Consider the following 20126-nt stretch of genomic DNA (forward strand, 5'->3'; position numbering starts at 1 on the left):
TTTCCACCGCTCAGCAAGTCTCCGCGGTGGAGGCCGGCGGGCCTCCCGTCGGCACGCGCGCGGGGTGCCGCCAGAAGACGTCGGCGCTGAGGTGGTGGCGGTCGCCGTAGACGCGGCGAAGGAGCGTCGCGAGCGCGGGATCATAGGCCGCGAGATCGGCGGCGGACAGGATGCGACGCCCGTCGATCACCGCCAGCCGGTTCGATTCGAACCAGAATTGCGTTCCCTCCGCCCAATATTCGTCGACGGTGGTGGCGCCATATTCGCCCTTCCATAGTCCGCGCTTCATGGCCTCGTCATAGGCGGCCGCGACCGCGCGGTAGAAGGCGGGGTCGGCCGTCTCGGCGGCACCCAGGATCGCGTGCGAGAATTCGTGAACGAAGATGTTCTCGCCGTAATAGCGCGTCCCCGGCTGCCCCAGCAGGTTCTCGGTCGCGCCGCTGGTGAGCAGCCCCCCCATGCCGCGCGCGCGCGAATTCCAGTATTCGCGGTCCGTCATGCGGCCGATCTGTTCGTCGTACAGCTTGCGCTCGCACGTGGTCAGCCGCGGATCGTCGCGCGTCGGCTTCTTCCAGTCGCGCTGTTCTGGCAGGTCGAGCGTCTGCTCCTCTACCCCCATCACCGCGACCCGCTGCCCGCCGGCCACCAGCGCGCGGCGCAGGTCGGGCCGCCGCGCCAGCATCTCCACCACGATCGACCGCGCGGCGCGTAGCGCCTCGTCCGGGACCGCGGCGGAGCTGCTGATCGGGATGCCTCCGGCGTCGAGCGACCGGGTGTAGAAGGGGTCGAGCCCCGCAGGCGGCGCGGTGACGCGCGGCCCGGCACAGCCGGCCAGCAGCGCGATCGCGGCGACGAAGGGAAGCACCCTCACGCGAAGGGCCGGTCGATCGCGGGCTGCGGTTGGGTGAACCAGGCCGCGCCGTCCCCGGTGACGTGAAAATGGTCCTCCAGCCGGATTCCGAAACGGTCGGGGACGACGATCATCGGCTCGTTCGAGAAGCACATGCCGGGTTCCAATGCGCTCGCGTCGCCGCGGACGAGATAGGGCGGCTCGTGAATCGCGAGCCCGATCCCGTGCCCGGTGCGATGCGGCAGGCCGGGAAGGCGATAGTCGGGGCCGAGCCCGGCGCGTTCCAGCACCCTGCGGGCGGCGTCGTCGATGGCGGCGCACGGCACGCCGGGTCGCACCGCGGCGAAGGCGGCGGCCTGCGCCTCCTTCTCGACATCCCACAGCGCGCGCACCTCGTCCTCCACGCGGCCGAAGGCGTAGGTCCGTGTGATGTCCGAATGATAGCCCTCGACCGTGCAGCCGGTGTCGATCAGCACGAGCTGATCCTGCTCCAGCGCCTGGTCCCCGGGAAGGCCGTGGGGAAAGGCGGTCGCGCGGCCGAACTGCACCGCGCAGAAGGTGGAGCCCGCGGCGCCCAGCGCCCGGTGCGCCGCGTCGATGAAGCGCGCGACTTCGCTGGCGCGGATGCCGGGCGCGAGGATGCGCGCGGCGCGCCGCTGCACCTCCAGCGTCATCGCCTTCGCCTGCGCCATCAGCGCGAGCTCGGCGGGCGACTTCACCGCACGCAGTGGGTCGATCGCCGGCGCGCCGTCCACGACCCGCAGCCGTGCGCCGAGCCGCGCGCCGGTGGAGAAGGGCAGCAGCGGATCGAGCGCGAGCGTCGCGCCCGCCGCTAGCTGATCGCACACCAGCGCGACGGGATCCTCGTCCTCCTCCCACGCCAGAACCTCGGCGTCGATCGCCAGCGAGGCGGCGAGCGAACCCAGCTCGAAGCGCGGGCAGATCAGCCGCGGCGCTCCGTTCGCGGGAAGCAACAGCGCCACCAGCCGCTCCGTCGCGTTCCACGGGACGCCGGCGAAATAGCGCAGGCTGGGGCCGGCATTCACCAACAGCGCATCGGCACCCGTGCCGGCGAGCCGCGCCTGCGCCCGCGCCATCCGCGCGAGCCGCTCGTCGCGCGTAATCGCCGGCGCCCGGTCGGCCCAGGGGGCGAGCGCGGCGAGCTGGGTGGCGGCGTCGGAGCCTCCGATCGTCATGGGCGGGCCTTTCGGGGAGCGAAGCGGGCGAGGTCGAACGGGGAAAGGTCGACCGCGGAAGCGGCACCGTCGACCAGCGCGGCGACCGCCTCCGCGGTGACCGCGGCGAGGGTGAGGCCGAGATGCTGATGGCCGAAGGCGTAGAACAGGTTGGGCATCGATGTCGCGCGCCCGATCGCGGGGAGATAGTCCGGAAAGGTCGGGCGCGCGCCCATCCAGCGGGTGAAAGGCGCCTCCATCGGCAGGCCGAGTTCGCGCACGTGCCGCTCCAGCCGCTCCCATTTGCGCGGATCGGGCGGTGCGTCGGGCGCGGCGACCTCGACGAAGCTCGCCGCCTGCACGGTGTCGCGATAGCGGGTGACGATCATCGACCGATCCTCGAACACGACCGGCGGGGCGTCGGCGGGCCAGCGGTCGGCCGCGGCGCGAAGGTGGTAGCCGCGTTCCGCGACGATCGGCGCGCGGATGCCAAGCCCCTGCATCACCGTGCCGCTCCCGACCCCGGCGGCGACCAGCACGGCATCGGCCTCGTGCCCCGCAATGCCCGCGCGCCCGTCGGCCCGCACGACCGACGCCCGTTCCGCGACGATCGTGCCCCCCGCCGCCGCCAGCGCCCGCCGCAACGCCCGGTGCAACGCCCCGAGATCCGCGATCGCCCCCGTCCCGTCGAAGCGCGCGCAGCCCGCCGCCTCGTTCCCCAGCACCTGCCTCAGCAGCGCGAGATCCTCGTCCCGGCACGGCACCAGCGACGCCCCGCCCGTCTCCGCGCGCATCCACGCCGCCCGCCCTGTCGCCGCCGCGGCCGGCGAGCCCCAGACCATCAGGTGCCCGTCCTCGCGCAGCAGTCCCGCTTCGCCGATCGAGCCCGTCAGGCGTCGCCACGCCGGCAGCGCCTCGGTCAGCAGCCCGCCCAGCGCGGCGGTGCCGGCGCGGAAGCGGGCGGGCCGCGCCGCCGCGACGAGCCGCGTCGCGAACGGCACCCAGGTGCGGGCGTGCGCCAGCGGCAGGTCGAGCGCGCCGCCGCGACGGAACTGCCGGCGCCCGACCGAGCGAATCGACGCGATCGAGGCGAGCGGCGCGCGCTGTTCGACCGCCAGGTGCCCGGCGTTGTTCCAGGACGGCGCGGACAGGCCGGCATCGGGTTCGAACACCGTCGCGGCGTGGCCGGCGCGTGCGAGCAGCAGGGCGCTGGACAACCCGATCACCCCGCCACCGACCACCGCGACCTTCACGTTCCAACCCCCTCAGCTTGTTTCAGAATCGTATAATATAGCTCGTGGAGCGGCGCAGTCAGTCACCGCATGGCGGCACCGGACCCTCCGGCCGCGCGCGCGGGGGCGCCGCCTCGGGGGCAAGCGCTTCCCATTCCTGCACCCCGACCCCCGCGACGCTGCCCTTCGCCTGCGAGGCGTCGAACACCGCGCGAAGGCAGCGCGTGGTGACCGCCGGGAAGCGGACCTCCTGCCACGCGCCCGCCGCCGTGCCGTAGCCGCCCGCACCCGGCACGGGCTTCCATCCGCGGTCGAAATATTCGAGGTGCCACGCCGCCGGCGGTGCGATGCCCTCGCCCGATCCGGCAGGCTGGTCGGCGAAGAGGTAAAGGCGGCTGCCGGTCAGCGTCACCGGCGCCGGCCAGCGATATTCGATCCACGGCCGCGGCGGGTTGGTGCCGGTCCACGTGCCCCACATATCGGGCGGCAGCGGCGCGGCGCGGACGCGGCCGTCGTTGAGCGCGCGGATCCAATATTGCGTCGGGATCGGCTCGTTCGATGCCGAGGCCACGGCGCCGAGCGCGACGTTGCGCGTCGGCGCCGGCGGCGGACCGGGAGCGCGGGTCGGCGTGACCATCCGGATCATCGGCGGCGAGACGCTGTCGTCCCACTCCATCCGGTCGATCGCGACCGACCGGCGGAAGTGCCCGCCCCCGGCCGCGTCGGCGGTGTGATAGGCGAGCCACCACTGCCCCTTGAACTCGACCGCGCCGGCATGGCTGGTTGTCGAGCTGACCGGCTTCAGCAGCACGCCGCGATAGGTCCACGGGCCCAGCGGCGACCTGGCGGTGCCATAGGCCTGGCAGGCGTGGTAATGCGCCGGGGTGCACGGGCTGTCCGGGCCGGCGTTGTTGCCGGCGTAGAGCATGTAATAGACGCCCTTGCGCTTCATCAGCCACGGCGCCTCGAAGAAGCCGGTGAGGCCGTCGATCGTCCGCTCCTTGCCCTTGGGCGTCACCATGTCGGCAGACAGCTCCATGCCGCGCAACTGCCCGAACGTGCCCCAGTAGATGTAGACGCGTCCGTCGTCGTCCACGAGGACGGTGGGGTCGATGTTCTGGATGTCGTTGGCGACCGGCACGTCCTGCGAGATGATCGGGCCGGACGGATGCGCGTCGCGCCACGGCCCGGTCGGCCGGTCCGCCACCGCGACGCCGATCGCGAACCGATCCTTGGCCTTGCCGTCGCGCTGCAACACCGGGGCGTACAGGTAGAAGCGGCCGTTGCGCGCCTTGACGATCTGCCCGGCATAGGCGCGCCCAGGCTCGGCCCAGGCGAACACCGCCTCGGGCCGCGCGACCGCGGGATAGTGGCGCCACGTCCCCTTCGCCGGATCGGTGGTGGAAAGGAGCTGCCACTCGTTCATGATGAAGTCGTTGACGTCCGCTGGCGCCTCGTCGCGGCCGGCGAGAATCCACAACGTATCGCCGTCCACCAGCGGTGCGGGGTCGGTCGAGTAATAGCGGCCGTCCGACAGGACCGGGTTGCCGCGCGTCTCGATCGTCTCGGGCGTCTCGGGCGCGGTCTGCGCCAGAAGCGCGGATGGCAGCAGCACCGCCAGCAAAGGCAGATATCGCATCATGGTTCCTCGTCGGGATAGGGGCCCTTGCCGCCATCGGCGATCAGGCGGTCGATCCGCCGGTCGATCTCGGGCACCGGCACCGATCCCAGCGCCAGCACCGCATCGTGGAAGGCGCGGATGTCGAACTTCGCACCCAGCGCCTTTTCGGCGCGCGCGCGGGCGCGCTGGATCGCAAGCGCGCCCATGTAATAGCTCAGCGCCTGGCCCGGCCAGGCGATGTAGCGGTCGACCTCGGTCTCGATCTCGTGATCCGCCAGCGCGGTATTGTCGTGCAGGTAGCGTTGCGCCTGCTCCCTGCTCCACCCCCTGGCGTGAATGCCGGTATCCACCACCAGCCGCGAGGCGCGCCAGGCCTGGTAGGACAGCATCCCGAACACCTCGTAGGGCGTCTGGTACATCCCCATTTCCTCGCCCAGCGCCTCGCAATACAGCGCCCAGCCCTCGCCGTAGACGGAGAGGTAGGTGTCGCGGCGGAATGCCGGCAGGTCCTTGTTCTCCGCCGCAAGCGGCATCTGGAAGGCATGGCCCGGCGCGCTTTCGTGCAGCGTCAGCGCGGCCAGCGAATAGAGCGGGCGCGACGGAAGGTTGTAGGTATTGACGAGGTAGATGCCCGGCCCGCCGCGCCCCCCGGTGTAGAAGGGGGCGAGGTCCGCAGGGACCGGCCGGATCGCGAAGCGGCTGCGCGGCAGGCGGCCGAACCACTGGCTCGCCTTTCCGTCGAAGGTCTTGGCGATCCACGCCGCGCGGTCGAGCAGGTCCTGCGGCGTCCTGGCGTAGAATTGCGGATCGGTGCGCAGGAACGTCAGGAACGCGGGCAGGTCGCCCTTGAACCCCGCCGCCGTCATCACCGCCTGCATCCGCGTGCGGATGCGCGCCATCTCGGCAAGGCCGATCGCGTGGACCTCTTCGGCGGTCCTGGCCTCGGTCGTGAACTCGTCGATCTTCGACTGGTAATAGGCGTGCCCGTCGGGGAGGTCGTAGGCGGCCAGCGTCGTGCGGGCGCCGGGGATATAGTCATCCCGCAGGAAGGCGAGCAGCGCGCGATGCGCGGGCACCACCTGGTCGCGGATCGCCGCGATCGCCTCGCCGCGCAGCAGCGCCTGCGTCGCGGCGGGGATGGCGGAGGGCATGGTCCTGAACGGCGCGTAGAACGGCGACGCCTCCCCGCTCCCCGCCTCCACCACCTGCGCGACGCCGATGTCCCGCCCCTTCAGGGTGATGCGCGACGGGGTGAAGCCGCGCTTCAGCCCGGCGCGCATATTGACGACGTTCTGGTCGAAGAAGCGCGGCACGCTGCGCAGCATCGCGAGATAGTTGCGATAATCCTGCTCGCGCACGAAGTCGCCCCGCGCCGCCTCCGCCACATTGCCCCAGAAGCTGCTGTCCGAGTTGAGCGGCTTCTCGTAGTCGCGAAACTTCTGCTCGTTGAGCAGCGCCACGATCTGCTGGCGATAGACGGCGTAATTGACCCGCCCCGCCGGGGAGAGATCGGCGGTCCTGATGGCGTCGAGCGCGGCGAGGGTCCGGGTCCAGCGCGCCAGCTTCGCCGCCTGCATCGCCGGGCCGACGTCGGGAAGGACGGGCGGCGCATCCTTGTTGTCCTCGTCCGGCCCCTCGATCGTCCGGCGCCACGCATATTCCGACGTGTAGAGCGCCTTCAGCCGCGCGTCGGCGGACGGGGCCGGCGCGGCGTGGAGCGGCGCGGCCGCGGCCAGCATCGTCAGTGCGAGCCCGAGCGGCAGGAACCTCGTCATTCGCATCCGATCTTCAGGATGTCGGCATGGAGCGCGGCGGGGATCTGCACCCCGTCCGCCAGCGAGCGCGAGCGCGCGGCGTAGCGGCGCGCGGAAGGGAGGCGCGCGCCCTGCGCCTCGATCGCCGCGAACAACGCCTCGGCGCGGGCGAGATGCGCCGCGACAGCGTCGCCCAGGAACCCCGCGGGGTCGATCGCGACGATCAGCTCGCCCCCGATCGGCGATCCGCCCCGCCCGGCGTCGGCGGCGAGCGATTCGCGGCTGGTCATGTCGCCGATCAGCGGCCCGGCGAGCAGCTCGACCATCGTCGCCAGCGACGACCCCTTGTGCCCGCCGAAGGTGCGCATCGCGCCGGCGAGCACCGCTTCGGCATCGGTGGTCGCGCGGCCGTCGGCGTCATAGCCCCAATCGTCGGGAACCGGCCGCCCGGCGCGGCGGTGCAGCTCGATCTCGCCGCGCGCGACCGCGCTGGTGGCGAAGTCGAACACGAACGGCGGCTTGCCGGGGCGCGGCCAGCCGAAGGCGATCGGATTGGTCCCGAACACGGGGCGCGTGCCGCCGGCCGGCGCGACCCAGGCGTGGCTGGGCGTCGTCGCCAGTGCGACGAGGCCGGCGTCCGCGATCGCCTCGACCTCCGGCCACAGGGCGGCGAAATGGACCACGTCGTTCAGCGCCATCGCCGCGATGCCGCACGCGCGCGCCTTGTCGATCAGCACGGGGAGGCCGCGCGCGAAGGCGAGTTGCGCGAAGCCGCCCTTCCCGTCGACGCGCACCAGGGCGCGCGCCGGCTCGCTCACCACCGGCACCGCATCGGGCACGACCACGCCCGCGCGCACGCTGCTGGCGGCGACGAGCAGGCGGTAGATGCCGTGGCTGGCGCAGCCGTCGCGCTCGCCCGCGACCATCGTCTCCGCCACCGCATCGGCATGGTCGTCGGCCAGCCCCGCCGCGCGCAGCTTCTCGCGCGCCAGCCCCCGCAGCGCGTCCAGCGTCATCGCGATCGGCGGCGCCTCGCTCACGCGGCGGCGCCCGCCTTCGCGGTGTAGAGCCGCACGCCGAAGACCGGCCCGGCGGTGTTGCGGTCGTGCGGCACGAAGCGGACCTTCACCGACGACTTGCCCCGGGTCAGCGCCTCGGGAAGGGGATAGTCGACGTCGAAGAACTTGCCGGGCCTGTCCTCGTCAAGATGCTGGGTCGCGACCTTCACGTTGTCGACCAGGATGTCGAAGTCGCGGCCCCGCTCCCCGCCCCAATAGGTCGCCTGCAGGATCAGCGGGCCGGGGCGCGTCTTCATGCTGAACTCCATGAACCCGCCCGAGCGCACGTCGCGGCCCTGACGCCCGCGATAGGTGACGGGGTAGGATTCGGCGGAGGTCAGATTGTGATCGCGCTCGGGCTGCATCTCGCCCAGGAACATCGTGTCGACCGATCGTGCCGCGATGTCGCGGCGACGCGCCTGCTCGGCATTGTAGGCCGCTTCCTCGCTCGCCCAGGCGGCATCGGAGAAATGCTTGAAATAGACCGCGCTGCGCCGCTGCGACTGGCGGTAGAAGGGCACGAACGTCATGTCCTGCGGCCTCACCACGCCGCGCGTCGCATAGGTCGCCGGCGCGGCCGCGGGGGTGAAGCCGGCGAGGAGGTTCGCGCCGACCAGCGCGGGATCGGGGCTGTCCCATTTGTTCTCCACCGGCCCCAGGTCCGCGGCGAGGACTATCGGGCCGTGGAGCAGCGCGATCGTATCGGCGTCGCCGGGCGTGCTCTCGGTCCGCAATTCCATCGGCAGCGTGATCGCGACCGCGTCCCCCGCCTTCCACCTGCGCGTGACGATCGCATAGCCGCGCGAGAAGACGGGCGTCGTCGCCTCCCCGTTGACCGTCACGCGCGCCTTGCCCGCGGCCCATCCGGGCACGCGCAGCGCGACCGGGAAGCGCCCCGACGCCACCTTGTCGAACGTCAGCGTCGCGGTGTCGCCATAGGGATAGGGCGTCTCCAGCCGCACCTTCGCCCGCCGGGCGGCCCAGTCGGCATCGGCGGGGATGTAGAGGTTGACGAAGAACGTCCCGTCCTTCCCCTGCCAGAAGATGCTCTCGCCATGCTTGGCGTGCGCCTCCATCCCCGAACCGACGCAGCACCAGAAGGCGTCGTCGTCCGTGGTCGAATAGCCGCGCTCCGCGCCCGACAGCAGCGGCGTCATATAGGTGAAGCCGCCGGTCCTGGAGTCGTGCGCCGCCATCGTGTGGTTGAGGTGCGCCCGTTCGTAGAAGTCGAACAGCGCGCCGTCCGGCTGCCACGACCACAGGTGCCGCGTCAGCTTGAGCATATTGTAGGTGTTGCAATGCTCGCACGTCTGCTCGGTGATGTGATCGGCGATCGTGTCGGGCGCGCTGAAATATTCGCGGTCCGCGTTGCCGCCGATGACGTAGCTGTGATGCTGCGTCACCGTGTCCCAGAAGAAGCGCGCCGCGGTCGCCTTCGCCGGGTCGCCGTTCGTCACCTCGTGAATGCGGGCGAGGCCGATCAGCTTGGGGACCTGGGTGTTGGCGTGGAAATTGGCGAGCTTGTCCTCCTTGCGCGCGAGCGGATCGAGCACGCGGTTGTCGTAGATGAGCTCCGCCATCTTCAGCCAGCGCCGGTCCTTCGTCTGCGCGTACATCTCGGCGTAGCTTTCGTTCAGCCCGCCATATTCGCAGCCCAGCACCTCCTGCACCTGCGCCGGCGTCAGCGCCGCGAACACGCGCTCGAAATAGCCGCCCAGCCCCTCGACGACCGCGAGCGCCTTGCGGTTGCCCCACGCCATGTGGACGTCGAGCAGCCCGGCGAAGAGCTTGTGGACGGTGTAGAGCGGCGACCACGCGCCGTTGAGGTCGAACCCGCCGGAGCGGATCTCGCCCTTCATGATCTCGGGGAAGATCTCCTCGCCATCGACGATCGTGCCGTCCTTGCGCTTGCGCCCCAGCCCGCCGACGTAGCCGTTGCCGCGCTTCGCCTGCGCCTCCGCCAGTTCGTCGACGATATAGTTGGCGCGCCGCTTCATCTCCGGATCGCCGGTCTGCTGCCAGGTCAGCACCAGCGCGGTCATGTAATGGCCGAGGGTATGGCCCGCGATGGTGTCGCTCTCCCATCCGCCGTAGATCGGCGCCCTGGGCTCCAGCCCGGCATATTTGCGGAAGTTGTGCAGCAGGCGGTCGGGGCTCAGCCGGTGGAGGTAGGCGCGGTTCACCTCCACCGCGGTCGCGAACTCGGACGGACGCAGCCGCACCGCCGACAGCGGCAGCGGCGTCGCCGACGCGGGAAACGCCGCGGCGGCGGCTCGCGCGGCGGACGCCGTCACGGCCGTCAGCGCGACCGCGCCCGCACCGGCCATGAGCTCACGACGATTGGCCCGCATCATCCACCTCGATCTTATTTATATCGTATACGGTAGGCGTATTACGCGCGGCGTCAATCCTCGAACGCCTCCACCGCGACCTGCCGGCAGCGCAGAAAGGCATCGGCGACAGGCGGAGCGGGGCGATCAGTCAGGCGAAGCGGGCGTGGAGCTCGCGATATTCGCGCTCCGGCCCGACGTCGCGCTTGACGCCGTCGATCGACAGCCGCGCGTCGCTGTACTTCGCCTATGTCCATATCTGGACGGGGTTAGTTACTCACGTCGCGGAAACCAGACAGCTGTATACCGTTCCCGGTCAGACATTCAGGCTCTCGATCACCCGTGCGGCGAATCCCCGCCGGCTTGCCTGGTCATTGCGCTCGGTAGGCGATGCTGCACGAAGTTCCGGCATCGCACACGTGCGACGGAAGTGCAGGATGACCGACCTGCCCCGCATCCCCGACGCAGGCGGGAACGACTGCCTTACCCCGGACGGCATTCCGCTCCTCCGCCTTCGGCATTCGGGGCCAAGCACGCAGATATTCACCGCTGTCCGCCTGTCGAGAACGCCGCAGCCGCTCGGCTGGATCTTGCTGCCAGAGACGTTGAGCAAGCCGGCCACCTGGGCTTCGCGATAGGGTCAATTTTGGACGGTGGGAGCGCGCGAAGGGATGTCGTCGACGCGCAGGAAGCGCGCGAATGTGGGCCGATCTCAGAATGCGGTCTGCCCCACGACATTGCCCGCCGGCGAGTAGCGGCACACCAGATAGTCGTCGCTGCGCCCGCTGGCGACGGCGCAGCCGACACGCTTCGTGTCGCGCCATACGATCTGGACGTAATGCGCCACCCCGCCCCAATCGCCCGTCCGGCTCGCTCCCGGCACCGGGCGGTTGACGAAGTCGCGCCGCTCGTCGACCCACAGCCGCACCATCTCGTCATAGCGATAGGCGCCGCGCGTGCCGGTGAAGAGGTTCTCGCCCTCGCGCGCGGGTCCCTGCGGCTGCTCGGCATGGGCGAAGCGGCCGGTCTGCGCCATCTCGCGCGCATAGGCCGCAGCGGACGCGGCCAGCGTGTCATCCCACACCAACGGCGGGACGCCGACATCGGCGCGGGCGCGATTATGCCCCGCCATCATCGCCTGGCGCAGCAGCGCCTCGCCGCGCGCGGCCGGGGCGGTATCGACGCGCGGCTCGATCACGCGCGGCGGCCCCGCATCGGCGGAGCATCCCCCGAGCAGGAGCATCAGGGTGGCGATGGCGGCATGGCGTTTCGGGCGCATCGCCGCCATATCGGCGCGGCCATGCCCGCCGACAATATCCCCGCCGCCGCCAGCGACGAGCCTCTGGCGCTCTACGTCCACTGGCCGTTCTGCGTATCGAAATGCCCCTATTGCGACTTCAACAGCCATGTGCGCGAACAGGTCGACCAACAGCGCTGGCGTGACGCGCTGCTGGCGGATCTGGCGCACGAGGCCGCGTTGCTGCCGGGGCGTCGGCTCGGCTCGATCTTCTTCGGCGGGGGTACGCCGTCGCTGATGCCGCCGTCGACGGTCGCCGCGATCATCGATGCCGCCACGACGGCCTGGACGCCGGGCGGCGATGTCGAGATCACGCTGGAGGCCAATCCCTCCTCGGTGGAGGCGGCACGCTTCGCCGACCTCGCCGCCGCCGGGGTCAACCGCGTGTCGCTGGGGCTCCAGGCGCTGGACGACACCGCGCTCGCCTTCCTGGGGCGGGCGCATGACGTGCGCGAGGGGCTGGGCGCGCTGGATGTCGCGCAGGCGGCGTTCGCGCGGGTCAGCATCGATCTGATCTACGCGCGTCCCGACCAGCCGCTTGCGGCGTGGGAAGCGGAACTGACGCGGGCGCTGGCGTTCGGCACCGAGCATCTGTCACTGTACCAGCTGACGATCGAGCCGGGCACCCGCTTCGCGACCGAGGCGGCGGCGGGGCGGCTGACCATTCCGGACGGCGATGCCGCCGCCGATCTGTTCGACCTGACCCGCGCGATGACCGCGGCGGCGGGCCGGCCGGCCTATGAGATTTCGAACCATGCCCGCCCGGGCGCGGAGAGCCGCCACAACCTCGCTTACTGGCGCTACCGCGATTATGCCGGCATCGGTCCCGGTGCGCACGGCCGCCGCCACCGGCTGGCCAGCGTGCGTCGGCGCAAGCCCGAAAACTGGCTCGCCGCGGTCGATCGCAACGCGCACGGTATCGAAAGCGAGGAGCCGCTTGCGCCCGAAACCCGCGCGGCGGAGGCGCTGCTGATGGGGCTGCGGCTGGCGGAAGGGGTCGATCTGGCGCGCGTCGCGGCGCGCACCGGGCTGACGATCGACGCGCTGATCGATGCGGACGCGGTCGCCGCGCTCCCCGGGCTGATCGCGCGCGAGGGCGACCGGCTGACGGTCAGCGAGGCGGGCATGATCCTGCTCGACGCGATCCTGCCGAGAGTCGTGAAGGTGGGGTAGGCCGTTACCCCGACCCTCGGCAGTGCGACGATCGATCCTATCGCCGGAACTCGGTCGGCGCGGGCGACACCGTCACCGTGGTCGCGCCGCGCACCTCCTGCACCTCCAGCATCCGCTCCGCCACCCCGTCGCGACCGAAGCGGAACGCCCCGTCGATCCCGGCGAACCCGTCGCCATCGCGCAGCCGGCTTTCGGGGAAGACGCTGCCCGGCTTCCAGTCGCGCGCGATGCGCACCACCAGCAGCACGGAGTCATAGCCCAGGCTGGACAGTCGGTAGGGCGACGCGCCGAAGCGCGTGCGATAGTTGCGCGCATATTGGCGGTAGAGCGTGTTGGGCACGCTGGCGAACCACGCCCCGTTCAGCGACGCGGCACCCGCGACGTTATTGTCCGAATTCCACAATTCGGTGCCCAGGATCTGCGTCGAGGGGGAGCTGCGCCGCAGCAGCGGGACCGCGGCATTCGCCTGCGTCGCGCCGTCAGCGATCAGCACCGCGCCGAACGGCGCGTCCTTCGCCATCCGCTGCACCGCGCCCGCGATCGCGCCCGAGCCGCGGTCGTAGGTCTGGAGCGAGACGACACGCCCCCCGGCCTGCTCGACCGCGCGCAGGAAGGCGGTCGACGCGCGGCTGCCGTAGAGCGCGTTGGGCACCAGTCCGCCGAAGTTGCTGATCCCCTTGCCCGCGGCATAGCTCACCACCCGCTCGATCGCCTGCGCCGGGGCGTAACCCAGGACATAGGCGCCGTTTCCGGCCACGCTGACGTCGTTGGAGAAGGACAGCACCGGCACGTTCGCGGCCCGCGCGATCGGCGCCACCGCGCGGACGTCGTCCGCCAGCAGCGGCCCCAGGATCAGCTGCGCGCCCTCCGCCAGCGCGCGGCGCGCCGCCGCCGCGGCACCGGGCGCGGTGTCGTAATTGGTGATGCGGACCTGCTGGTTCTTCGTATCCAGCAGCGCCAGCTGGGTCGCGTTGGCCAGGCTGCGCCCGACGCCCGCATTGCTGCCCGACAGCGGCACCAGCAGCGCGACGCGGTTGCGCGCGACGTCGCGCGGCAGCCCCTGCGCCACGTCCGGCGTCGTCACCCGCGGCGGCGGCGGCGCGGTGTCGACGCTCTGCTGCACCGGCCCGCGCGGCACGACCGTCGAACACGCCGCCAGCAACAACGCCCCCGCCAGCGTGACCAGCCGGGAAACGACCCGTTGCGGCCGTGCGTTCGCCTCTGCCATGACACCTCCCGTGAACTCTCTCGACCCCGGCCTCTATATCGTCGCCACCCCGATCGGCAATCTCGGCGACCTGTCGCCGCGCGCCGCCGAGATCCTGCGCCAAGCCGATGTTATCGCGGTGGAAGATACCCGCGTCACCGCCGGGTTGCTACGCCATATCGGCGCCAGGCGGCCGATGACGCCTTATCACGACCACAATGCCGCGCACGTCCGGCCGCAGCTGATCGCGCGCATGGCGGGCGAGGCGGTGGCGCTGGTCAGCGATGCGGGCACTCCGCTCATTTCCGATCCGGGGTTCAAGCTGGTGCGCGAGGCACGCGCGGCGGGCCATGCCGTGGTGACGATCCCCGGCCCCTGCGCCGCCGTCGCCGCGCTGACGCTAGCGGGGCTGCCGACGGACCGCTTCCTGTTCATGGGGTTCCTGCCGTCGAAGGAACACGCCCGTGCCGAGGCGATCGCGGAGGTGGCGGCGGTGCGCGCCACGTTGGTCTTCTACGAATCCGGCCCCCGCCTCGCCGCCTGCCTGTCGGCGCTCGCCGCCGGCCTCGGCGACCGCGAGGCGGCGGTCACGCGCGAGATCACGAAGAAGTTCGAGGAAGCCGTCACCGGCACACTCAGCGCGCTGGCCGCGCGCTATGCGGAGGCGGCACCCAAGGGCGAGATCGTCGTGGTCGTGGCCCCCCCCGACCCCCCGGCCCCCGCGAGCGAGGCGGATGCCGACGCGGCGCTGGCGGATGCGCTCACCCGCCTGCCCGCCTCCAAGGCGGCGGGCGAGGTCGCCAAGGCGCTCGGGCTCGACCGCAAGGTGCTCTACTCCCGCGCGATCGAGCTGAAGGGCGAGCCGAAGGACTGACCGTCCGCCGAAGCGAAACGGCAACAAAAGCTCAGCCGGGCTGACACAGAACATCGCCATGGCGATCCCGACGCCACCGGGAAGGCCAGATGATGTTCGTCCGATCGCTTCGTCCTGCCCTGATCGCGCTGCTGGCGATGCTGCCGGCGTTCTCGACCGCCGCCTCGCCCGAGCGCACCGACGGGATCGAGCGCGCGCGCCTCCTCGATACGCTGCAACTCGATGGCGAGCTGTTCCATGTCCAGGGGCTGGAGATGACCCCGCAGCGCATCTGGGTCACGTCGGTCGATCGGCGGCATCACCGCGGGTATATCCACGAATTCGATCGCGCGACCGGCCGCTTCGTGCGCCGGGTCGATCTGACCGACGGACCGCGCTACCATCCCGGCGGCATGTCGATCGCGCGCGGTTCGATCTGGGTCCCGGTCGCGGAGAACCGCCCCGACAGCACGTCGCAGCTGGTGGAGATCGACGCGGCGACACTGACCGTCCGCCGCCGCGTTTCCTTTCCCGATCATCTCGGCTGCGTCGCGATCCTCGGGCATCAGCTGGTCGCGGGCAATTGGGACAGCCGGTTGCTCTATGTGTTCGACCTGACCGGGCAGGCCCGCACGCGCGTCCTCTCCAATCCGTCCGACACCCATTATCAGGACATGAAATTCGTCGGCCGCGCGCTCGTCGCCGGGGGCAGTCGCGGACTGTTCAGCGGGACGGTCGACTGGATCGACTGGTCGACGATGACCGTGGCGCGAACGCTGCGAGCGGGCGCGGTCGGTCCCGTGCGACCGTTCGGGCGCGGCGGGCCGCTGACCGGCGAAGGCATGACGATCGAGGGGCGCGACCTGTTCGTCGTGCCGGAGGACGGCCCCAGCCGCGTGTTCCACTTCCGCCTCGACGCCTGACCCCGCCGCTTGCGCCAGGGGCATGCGCGCGCCATCGTGCCGCGATGCGCCGTCCCGCTCCCCGTCCCACCGCGACCCGGATCGCCGCCGAGGCCGCCGGGCGCCGCGGCGAGCGGATCGCCGCGTGGTGGTTGCGGCTGAAGGGTTGGCGCATTCTGGACCGGCGCGTGCGCACGCCCGCGGGCGAGGTCGATCTGATCGCGCAGCGCGGCGCGCTGATCGCATTCGTCGAGGTGAAGGCGCGCCGCACCGCGGCCGAGCTGGACCATGCGATCGACCAGCGCCGCCTCGCCCGCGTCGCCGCCGCCGCGGAGGTGCTGATGCCGCGCTACGCCACCGCCGGCGAGGACATCCGCGTCGACGTGCTGCTGCTCGCGCCCGGCACGCGCCCGCGCCATATCGAGAATGCGTGGATCGGCTACTGACACGCCGCATACGGCCGCCTACATCGCTGCGCATGAACCCGTCGCTCACCGTCGCCGTCCAGATGGACCCGCTCGCCTCGATCAATATCGCGGGCGACAGCACCTTCGCGCTGATGCTGTCGGCGCAGTCACGCGGCCACCGGCTGTTCCACTATGCGCCCGAAGACCTGAACTGGTCCGAGGGACGGCTGTGGACGAAGGCGCATCCGGTCACCGTCCAGCGCGTCGCCGGCGATCACTTCCGGTTCGGCGAGCCCGTCAGCCTCGATCTGGGCGCGGAGGCCGATGTCGTGCTGATGCGGCAGGACCCGCCGTTCGATCTGGGTTACATCACCGCCACGCACCTGCTGGAGCGCGTCGCCGATCGTACCCTGGTCGTGAACGACCCCGCCAGCGTCCGCAACGCGCCGGAAAAGGTCTTCGTGCTCGACTATGCGCATTACATGCCGCCCACGCTCGTCACGCGCTCGCTGGACGAGGCGCGCGCCTTCCTGAAGCAGCACGGCGCGATCGTGGTAAAGCCGCTTCACGGCAACGGCGGCAAGGCGATCTTCCGCGTCGGCCCGGAGGGCGAGAACCTGTCCGCGCTGATCGAGGTCTTCAACCAGACCTGGCGCGAGCCGCACATGGTGCAGGCGTTCCTGCCCGGCGTGGCGAAGGGCGACAAGCGCATCGTCCTGGTGGACGGCGAGGTCGCCGGGGCGATCAACCGCCTGCCGGGCGAGGGCGAGATCCGCAGCAACCTGGCGGTCGGCGGCTCCGCGCAGAAGACCGGGCTGACCGAGCGCGAGCGTCGGATCTGCGCCGAACTCGGCCCGGAGCTCAGGCGACGCGGGCTGATCTTCGTCGGCATCGACGTGATCGGCGGCGAGTGGCTGACCGAGATCAACGTCACCTCCCCCACCGGCATCGTCGCGATCGAGAAGTTCGACGGCACGGATGTCGCCGGGCTGATCTGGGACGCGATCGGCCGCAGGCTGGCGGAACGAGTGGGCTGAACGGCGGGTTACCGTCCACACCCGTTCGTGCTGAGGAGGCATCGAGCTTGTCGAAATGCCGCCTCCAAGCACATGCATGTCGCGTGCCCTTCGGGACGGGCGCGCGACAGGCTCGGCCCCTCCTCAGGGCAGACGGTGGTGGTGCCGTCGCGGCTCCCACGGCAGCATGACCGACTTCATCGTCAACTGGATCGTCTGGGGCGGCTATTTCGGCATCTTCCTGCTAATGGCGCTGGAGAATGTCGTGCCGCCCATCCCGTCCGAGGTCATCATGGGGCTGGGCGGGATCGCGGTCGCGCGCGGGCAGATGGAGATGATCCCGCTGCTGCTGTGGGGCACCGCCGGGACCACCGCCGGCAATGTCTTCTGGTACGAGATCGGGCGGCGGCTCGGCTATGCGCGCTTCCGCCCCTTCGTCGAGCGGCATGGCCGCTGGCTGACGATGGAATGGGAGGATGTCGAGCGTCTGCGAACCTTCTTCCACCGTCACGGCGGCTGGGTGATCTTCGTGTTCCGCTTCATGCCCACCTTCCGCACGCTGATCTCGCTGCCCGCGGGCATGGCGCGGATGCCGGTGTGGCGGTTCCTGCTGATGACGTTCGTGGGCAGCGTCATCTGGAACGGCGTGCTGGCGGGGGCGGGTTTCTACCTCGGCAGCCGCTATGCCGATCTCGACAGGTACGTCGGCCCGGCGGGGATCGCGCTGACGGTGCTGGCACTCGGCTATTACGGCTACCGCGTCATCACCTGGACACCGCGCGGCTGACCGTCATCCGTGCGGATGCGCGGCGCGGTAGACGTCGAGCAGATGCGCTGCATCCACCGCGGTATAGACCTGGGTCGAGCTCAGGCTGGCGTGCCCCAGCAGCTCCTGCAACGCGCGCAGATCAGCGCCGCGCCCCAATAGATGCGTCGCGAAACTGTGGCGCAGCGCGTGCGGCGTCGCCCGCTCAGACAGGCCCAGCCGGGTCCGCGCCGCGCGCACCTTCACCCGCACCACCCCGGCGGACAAGGCGCCGCCCTTCATCCCGCGAAACAGGATCGCATCGCGCGCGGCCGGCCAGGGGGCGAGCCGGACGTACTCCTCCACCGCCGCACGCACCGCGGGCAGCAGGGGTACGACCCGCGTCTTGTCGCGCTTGCCCCGGACGCTGATCGTCTCGCCCAGCGGCAGCACCGCGCCGGTCAGCCCCAGCGCCTCGCCGATGCGCAGCCCCGCGCCGTACAGCAGCAGCAGGATCGCCCAGTCGCGCGCCGCGATCCACGGCTCGTCGCTCTCCTGCGCCACCGCACCCGCCAGCGCCACCGCCTCGTCGGGAGAGACCGGGCGCGGGACGCCCTTCTTGACGCGCGGCCCCTTCAGGCGTGGCGCGGTGCCGTCGCCATTCGCCCAATCGAGGAAGCCGCGCACCGCGGACAATTCCCGCGCTGCCGACGCATTGGTCAGCCCGCCGCCCCGCCGCTGCGCCAGATAGGCGCGCAGGTCCGCCGCTTCCACACCCGCGACCGCCCGCCGGTCGACCGCTTGCCCCCAATGCGCGGTGAGAAACGCGACCAGCCGTTGCGCGGTGGCACGATAGGCACGGACGGTATGCTCCGAGCGTCGACGATCGCGCGCCAGATGCACCGACCATTGCACGGCGAGCGGAAGCGGCTCGGTGGAATCCATCCCGCCTTTTCGATCAATTCGCCGCACCGGCAAAGCAATTTTAAGCCTCGTCCGCTACTTAACGGGCATGCACCAGCCTGCGCCCACCGATCGCCTGGATGACGAGTCCGCCCGGATCGCCGCGTTGCGCGTGCTGGCGCTGATGGATGCCGAGCCGCAGCAGGAATTCACGGCGCTGACGACGCTCGCCTCGCGCCTGATCGGTTGCCCCACCGCGCTCATCAACATGGTGGATCGCGACCGGGTCTGGATCACCGCGGGTGACGTGCCCGGCCCGCGCGAGCTGCGCCGCGACGTCGCCTTCTGCGATCGAACGATCCGCACCGACTCGACCGTCATCATCGACGATCTCGCGCAGGATACCGAATATGCCACCAACCCGCTGGTGACGGAGGGCGGGATGCGCTTCTACGCCGGCGCGCCGCTGCATGTGGAGGGTGACGACGGCGAGCGCCATGCCGTGGGGACGATCTGCGTCATCGATCGGACGCCGCGCACCCTCGACCCCGCCGAGCGCGAGGCGCTGCTCCACCTCGCCACGCTGGCGGAAACGCTGCTCGCGTCGCGCCGCGCGGCGGTGCGCGCGGTCGCCATCGCCACGCGGACCGAGGAATTGCTGGCGGAGGTGGCGCGTCGCGACAGCATCTTCCGCCAGGCGGAGCGGATCGCGATGATCGGATCGTGGCGGCTGTCGGTGCTGGACCATACGCTGACGTGGTCGGACAACGTCTTTCGCATCTACGGCCTGCCGCACGGCGAGCAACCGCCGCCGTCCGACAGGGCGATCGATTTCTACCCCGCTGCGATGCGGCCGCGGATCGGCCGGATGCTCGACGAATCGATCCGTCGCCGGCGCCCCTTCGATTTCGAGAGCGACTTCCACGCGGCCGATGGCACCCTGCGCCGCGTACGCTCGATCGGCGAGCCGGAGATCGTCGACGACCGCGTCGTGGCGCTGGTCGGCGTTTTCATGGACATGACGGAGCGATACGCGCTGGAGCAGCAGTTGCGCCGCTCCGCCGACACCGATGCGCTGACCGGGCTGGCCAACCGCGCCGCGTTCGACCGCACGCTGGAGGCGGCGATGGCGCGCGCCCGGCAGGACGGCGGACCGCTGATGCTGGCGCTCGTCGACCTCGACGGGTTCAAGGCGATCAACGACACGCTGGGACACGATGCGGGCGACGAGGTACTGCGCCTCACCGGCGCGGCGTTGACCGAGCCGTGGCTGAACGGCGTCTTCGCCGCACGCATCGGCGGCGACGAGTTCGCGCTGGTGATCGAGGATCCCGTGCTCGTCGCCGATGTCGACAGCCTGCGCGACCGCGTCGAGGCCGCACTCCGCGTGACGGTCGAATCGGGCGGTATCACGATGGCCAGCGGCGGGTCGGTCGGGATCGCACCGTTCGATGCGAACTGTGCGTCGCTTCGCGAATTCGCGCGCCGGGCGGATACGGTGCTGTACGCGATGAAGCGGTCGCGCATCGGTCGCCAATCGGCTCGCCGCGCCGCCTGACCCGACGTCACCTTCCGACTTCCCGCCGACTCGGCTTGCCCCCAT

The 20126-nt window shown here is 71.0% G+C and carries 17 protein-coding genes; 7 read left to right on the forward strand and 10 right to left on the reverse strand.

The annotated features are described in order from the left end of the window. Positions 1-10 precede the first annotated feature (10 nt). The 8 genes from PGN23_RS14540 to PGN23_RS14575 form a co-directional block, all read right to left on the reverse strand. Entirely contained in the window at positions 11-871 is an 861-nt protein-coding gene (locus tag PGN23_RS14540) for a glycoside hydrolase (protein WP_335303708.1), read from the reverse strand. Then, the gene (locus tag PGN23_RS14545) at positions 868-2046 is read right to left on the reverse strand and encodes a M24 family metallopeptidase (RefSeq protein WP_335303709.1); all 1179 of its coding nucleotides are present in this window, start codon (positions 2044-2046) and stop codon (positions 868-870) included. Before PGN23_RS14545 ends, PGN23_RS14540 begins: the two co-directional genes overlap by 4 nt. Then, positions 2043-3278: an NAD(P)/FAD-dependent oxidoreductase gene (locus PGN23_RS14550; RefSeq protein ID WP_335303710.1), complete on the reverse strand. Its 1236-nt coding sequence runs from the start codon at positions 3276-3278 to the stop codon at positions 2043-2045. The genes PGN23_RS14545 and PGN23_RS14550 overlap by 4 nt, the downstream gene beginning before the upstream one ends. A 58-nt stretch (positions 3279-3336) precedes the next feature. Further along, positions 3337-4899 carry a family 43 glycosylhydrolase gene (locus tag PGN23_RS14555; RefSeq protein ID WP_335303712.1) on the reverse strand — a complete coding sequence of 521 codons (1563 nt, stop codon included), beginning with the start codon at positions 4897-4899 and terminating at the stop codon, positions 3337-3339. Next, on the reverse strand, positions 4896-6653 hold the full coding sequence (locus PGN23_RS14560; RefSeq protein ID WP_335303714.1) for a DUF885 domain-containing protein: 1758 nt from the start codon (positions 6651-6653) through the stop codon (positions 4896-4898). Before PGN23_RS14560 ends, PGN23_RS14555 begins: the two co-directional genes overlap by 4 nt. Beyond that, positions 6650-7648, reverse strand: a complete 999-nt coding sequence (locus tag PGN23_RS14565; protein ID WP_335304612.1) for an Ldh family oxidoreductase — start codon at positions 7646-7648, stop codon at positions 6650-6652. Before PGN23_RS14565 ends, PGN23_RS14560 begins: the two co-directional genes overlap by 4 nt. Before the next feature lie 20 nt (positions 7649-7668). Next, positions 7669-10044, reverse strand: a complete 2376-nt coding sequence (locus tag PGN23_RS14570; RefSeq protein WP_335303716.1) for a glycoside hydrolase family 127 protein — start codon at positions 10042-10044, stop codon at positions 7669-7671. Between the two features lie 688 nt (positions 10045-10732). Then, positions 10733-11299, reverse strand: coding sequence for a CAP domain-containing protein (locus PGN23_RS14575; RefSeq protein WP_335303718.1), 567 nt, complete (start codon positions 11297-11299; stop codon positions 10733-10735). Positions 11300-11320: 21 nt separating this feature from the next. Here PGN23_RS14575 and hemW point away from each other — a divergent pair, with 21 nt between their 5' ends. Continuing rightward, on the forward strand, positions 11321-12490 hold the full coding sequence (gene hemW / locus PGN23_RS14580; protein ID WP_335304613.1) for a radical SAM family heme chaperone HemW: 1170 nt from the start codon (positions 11321-11323) through the stop codon (positions 12488-12490). A 37-nt stretch (positions 12491-12527) separates the two neighbouring features. On the opposite strand, the gene PGN23_RS14585 is transcribed toward hemW, so the two are convergent. Further along, entirely contained in the window at positions 12528-13718 is a 1191-nt protein-coding gene (locus tag PGN23_RS14585; protein WP_335303720.1) for a penicillin-binding protein activator, read from the reverse strand. On the opposite strand from PGN23_RS14585, the gene rsmI reads away from it, so the two are divergent. The 5 genes from rsmI (at position 13717) to PGN23_RS14610 (ending at position 17662) form a co-directional block, all read left to right on the forward strand. Continuing rightward, positions 13717-14571 carry a 16S rRNA (cytidine(1402)-2'-O)-methyltransferase gene (gene rsmI, locus PGN23_RS14590; protein ID WP_335303722.1) on the forward strand — a complete coding sequence of 285 codons (855 nt, stop codon included), beginning with the start codon at positions 13717-13719 and terminating at the stop codon, positions 14569-14571. The genes PGN23_RS14585 and rsmI overlap by 2 nt on opposite strands. A gap of 89 nt (positions 14572-14660) precedes the next feature. Beyond that, positions 14661-15473, forward strand: a complete 813-nt coding sequence (locus tag PGN23_RS14595) for a DUF6454 family protein (RefSeq protein WP_335303724.1) — start codon at positions 14661-14663, stop codon at positions 15471-15473. 44 nt (positions 15474-15517) lie between these two features. Then, positions 15518-15898 carry a YraN family protein gene (locus tag PGN23_RS14600; protein ID WP_335303726.1) on the forward strand — a complete coding sequence of 127 codons (381 nt, stop codon included), beginning with the start codon at positions 15518-15520 and terminating at the stop codon, positions 15896-15898. A 32-nt stretch (positions 15899-15930) separates the two neighbouring features. After that, the gene (gshB, locus tag PGN23_RS14605) at positions 15931-16896 is read left to right on the forward strand and encodes a glutathione synthase (RefSeq protein WP_335303727.1); all 966 of its coding nucleotides are present in this window, start codon (positions 15931-15933) and stop codon (positions 16894-16896) included. Positions 16897-17062: 166 nt separating this feature from the next. After that, complete coding sequence (locus tag PGN23_RS14610; RefSeq protein WP_335303728.1) at positions 17063-17662, forward strand: DedA family protein; 600 nt, start codon at positions 17063-17065, stop codon at positions 17660-17662. Positions 17663-17665: 3 nt separating this feature from the next. On the opposite strand, the gene PGN23_RS14615 is transcribed toward PGN23_RS14610, so the two are convergent. Next, entirely contained in the window at positions 17666-18565 is a 900-nt protein-coding gene (locus tag PGN23_RS14615) for a tyrosine recombinase XerC (RefSeq protein ID WP_335303729.1), read from the reverse strand. A gap of 67 nt (positions 18566-18632) precedes the next feature. Between PGN23_RS14615 and PGN23_RS14620 the strand changes: the two genes are divergently transcribed. Beyond that, a complete protein-coding gene (locus PGN23_RS14620; RefSeq protein WP_335303730.1) occupies positions 18633-20081 on the forward strand; it encodes a diguanylate cyclase domain-containing protein in 1449 nt (482 codons plus the stop codon). Positions 20082-20126 lie beyond the last annotated feature (45 nt).

It is taken from the genome of Sphingomonas adhaesiva (assembly GCF_036946125.1).
GTDB lineage: Bacteria > Pseudomonadota > Alphaproteobacteria > Sphingomonadales > Sphingomonadaceae > Sphingomonas > Sphingomonas adhaesiva_A.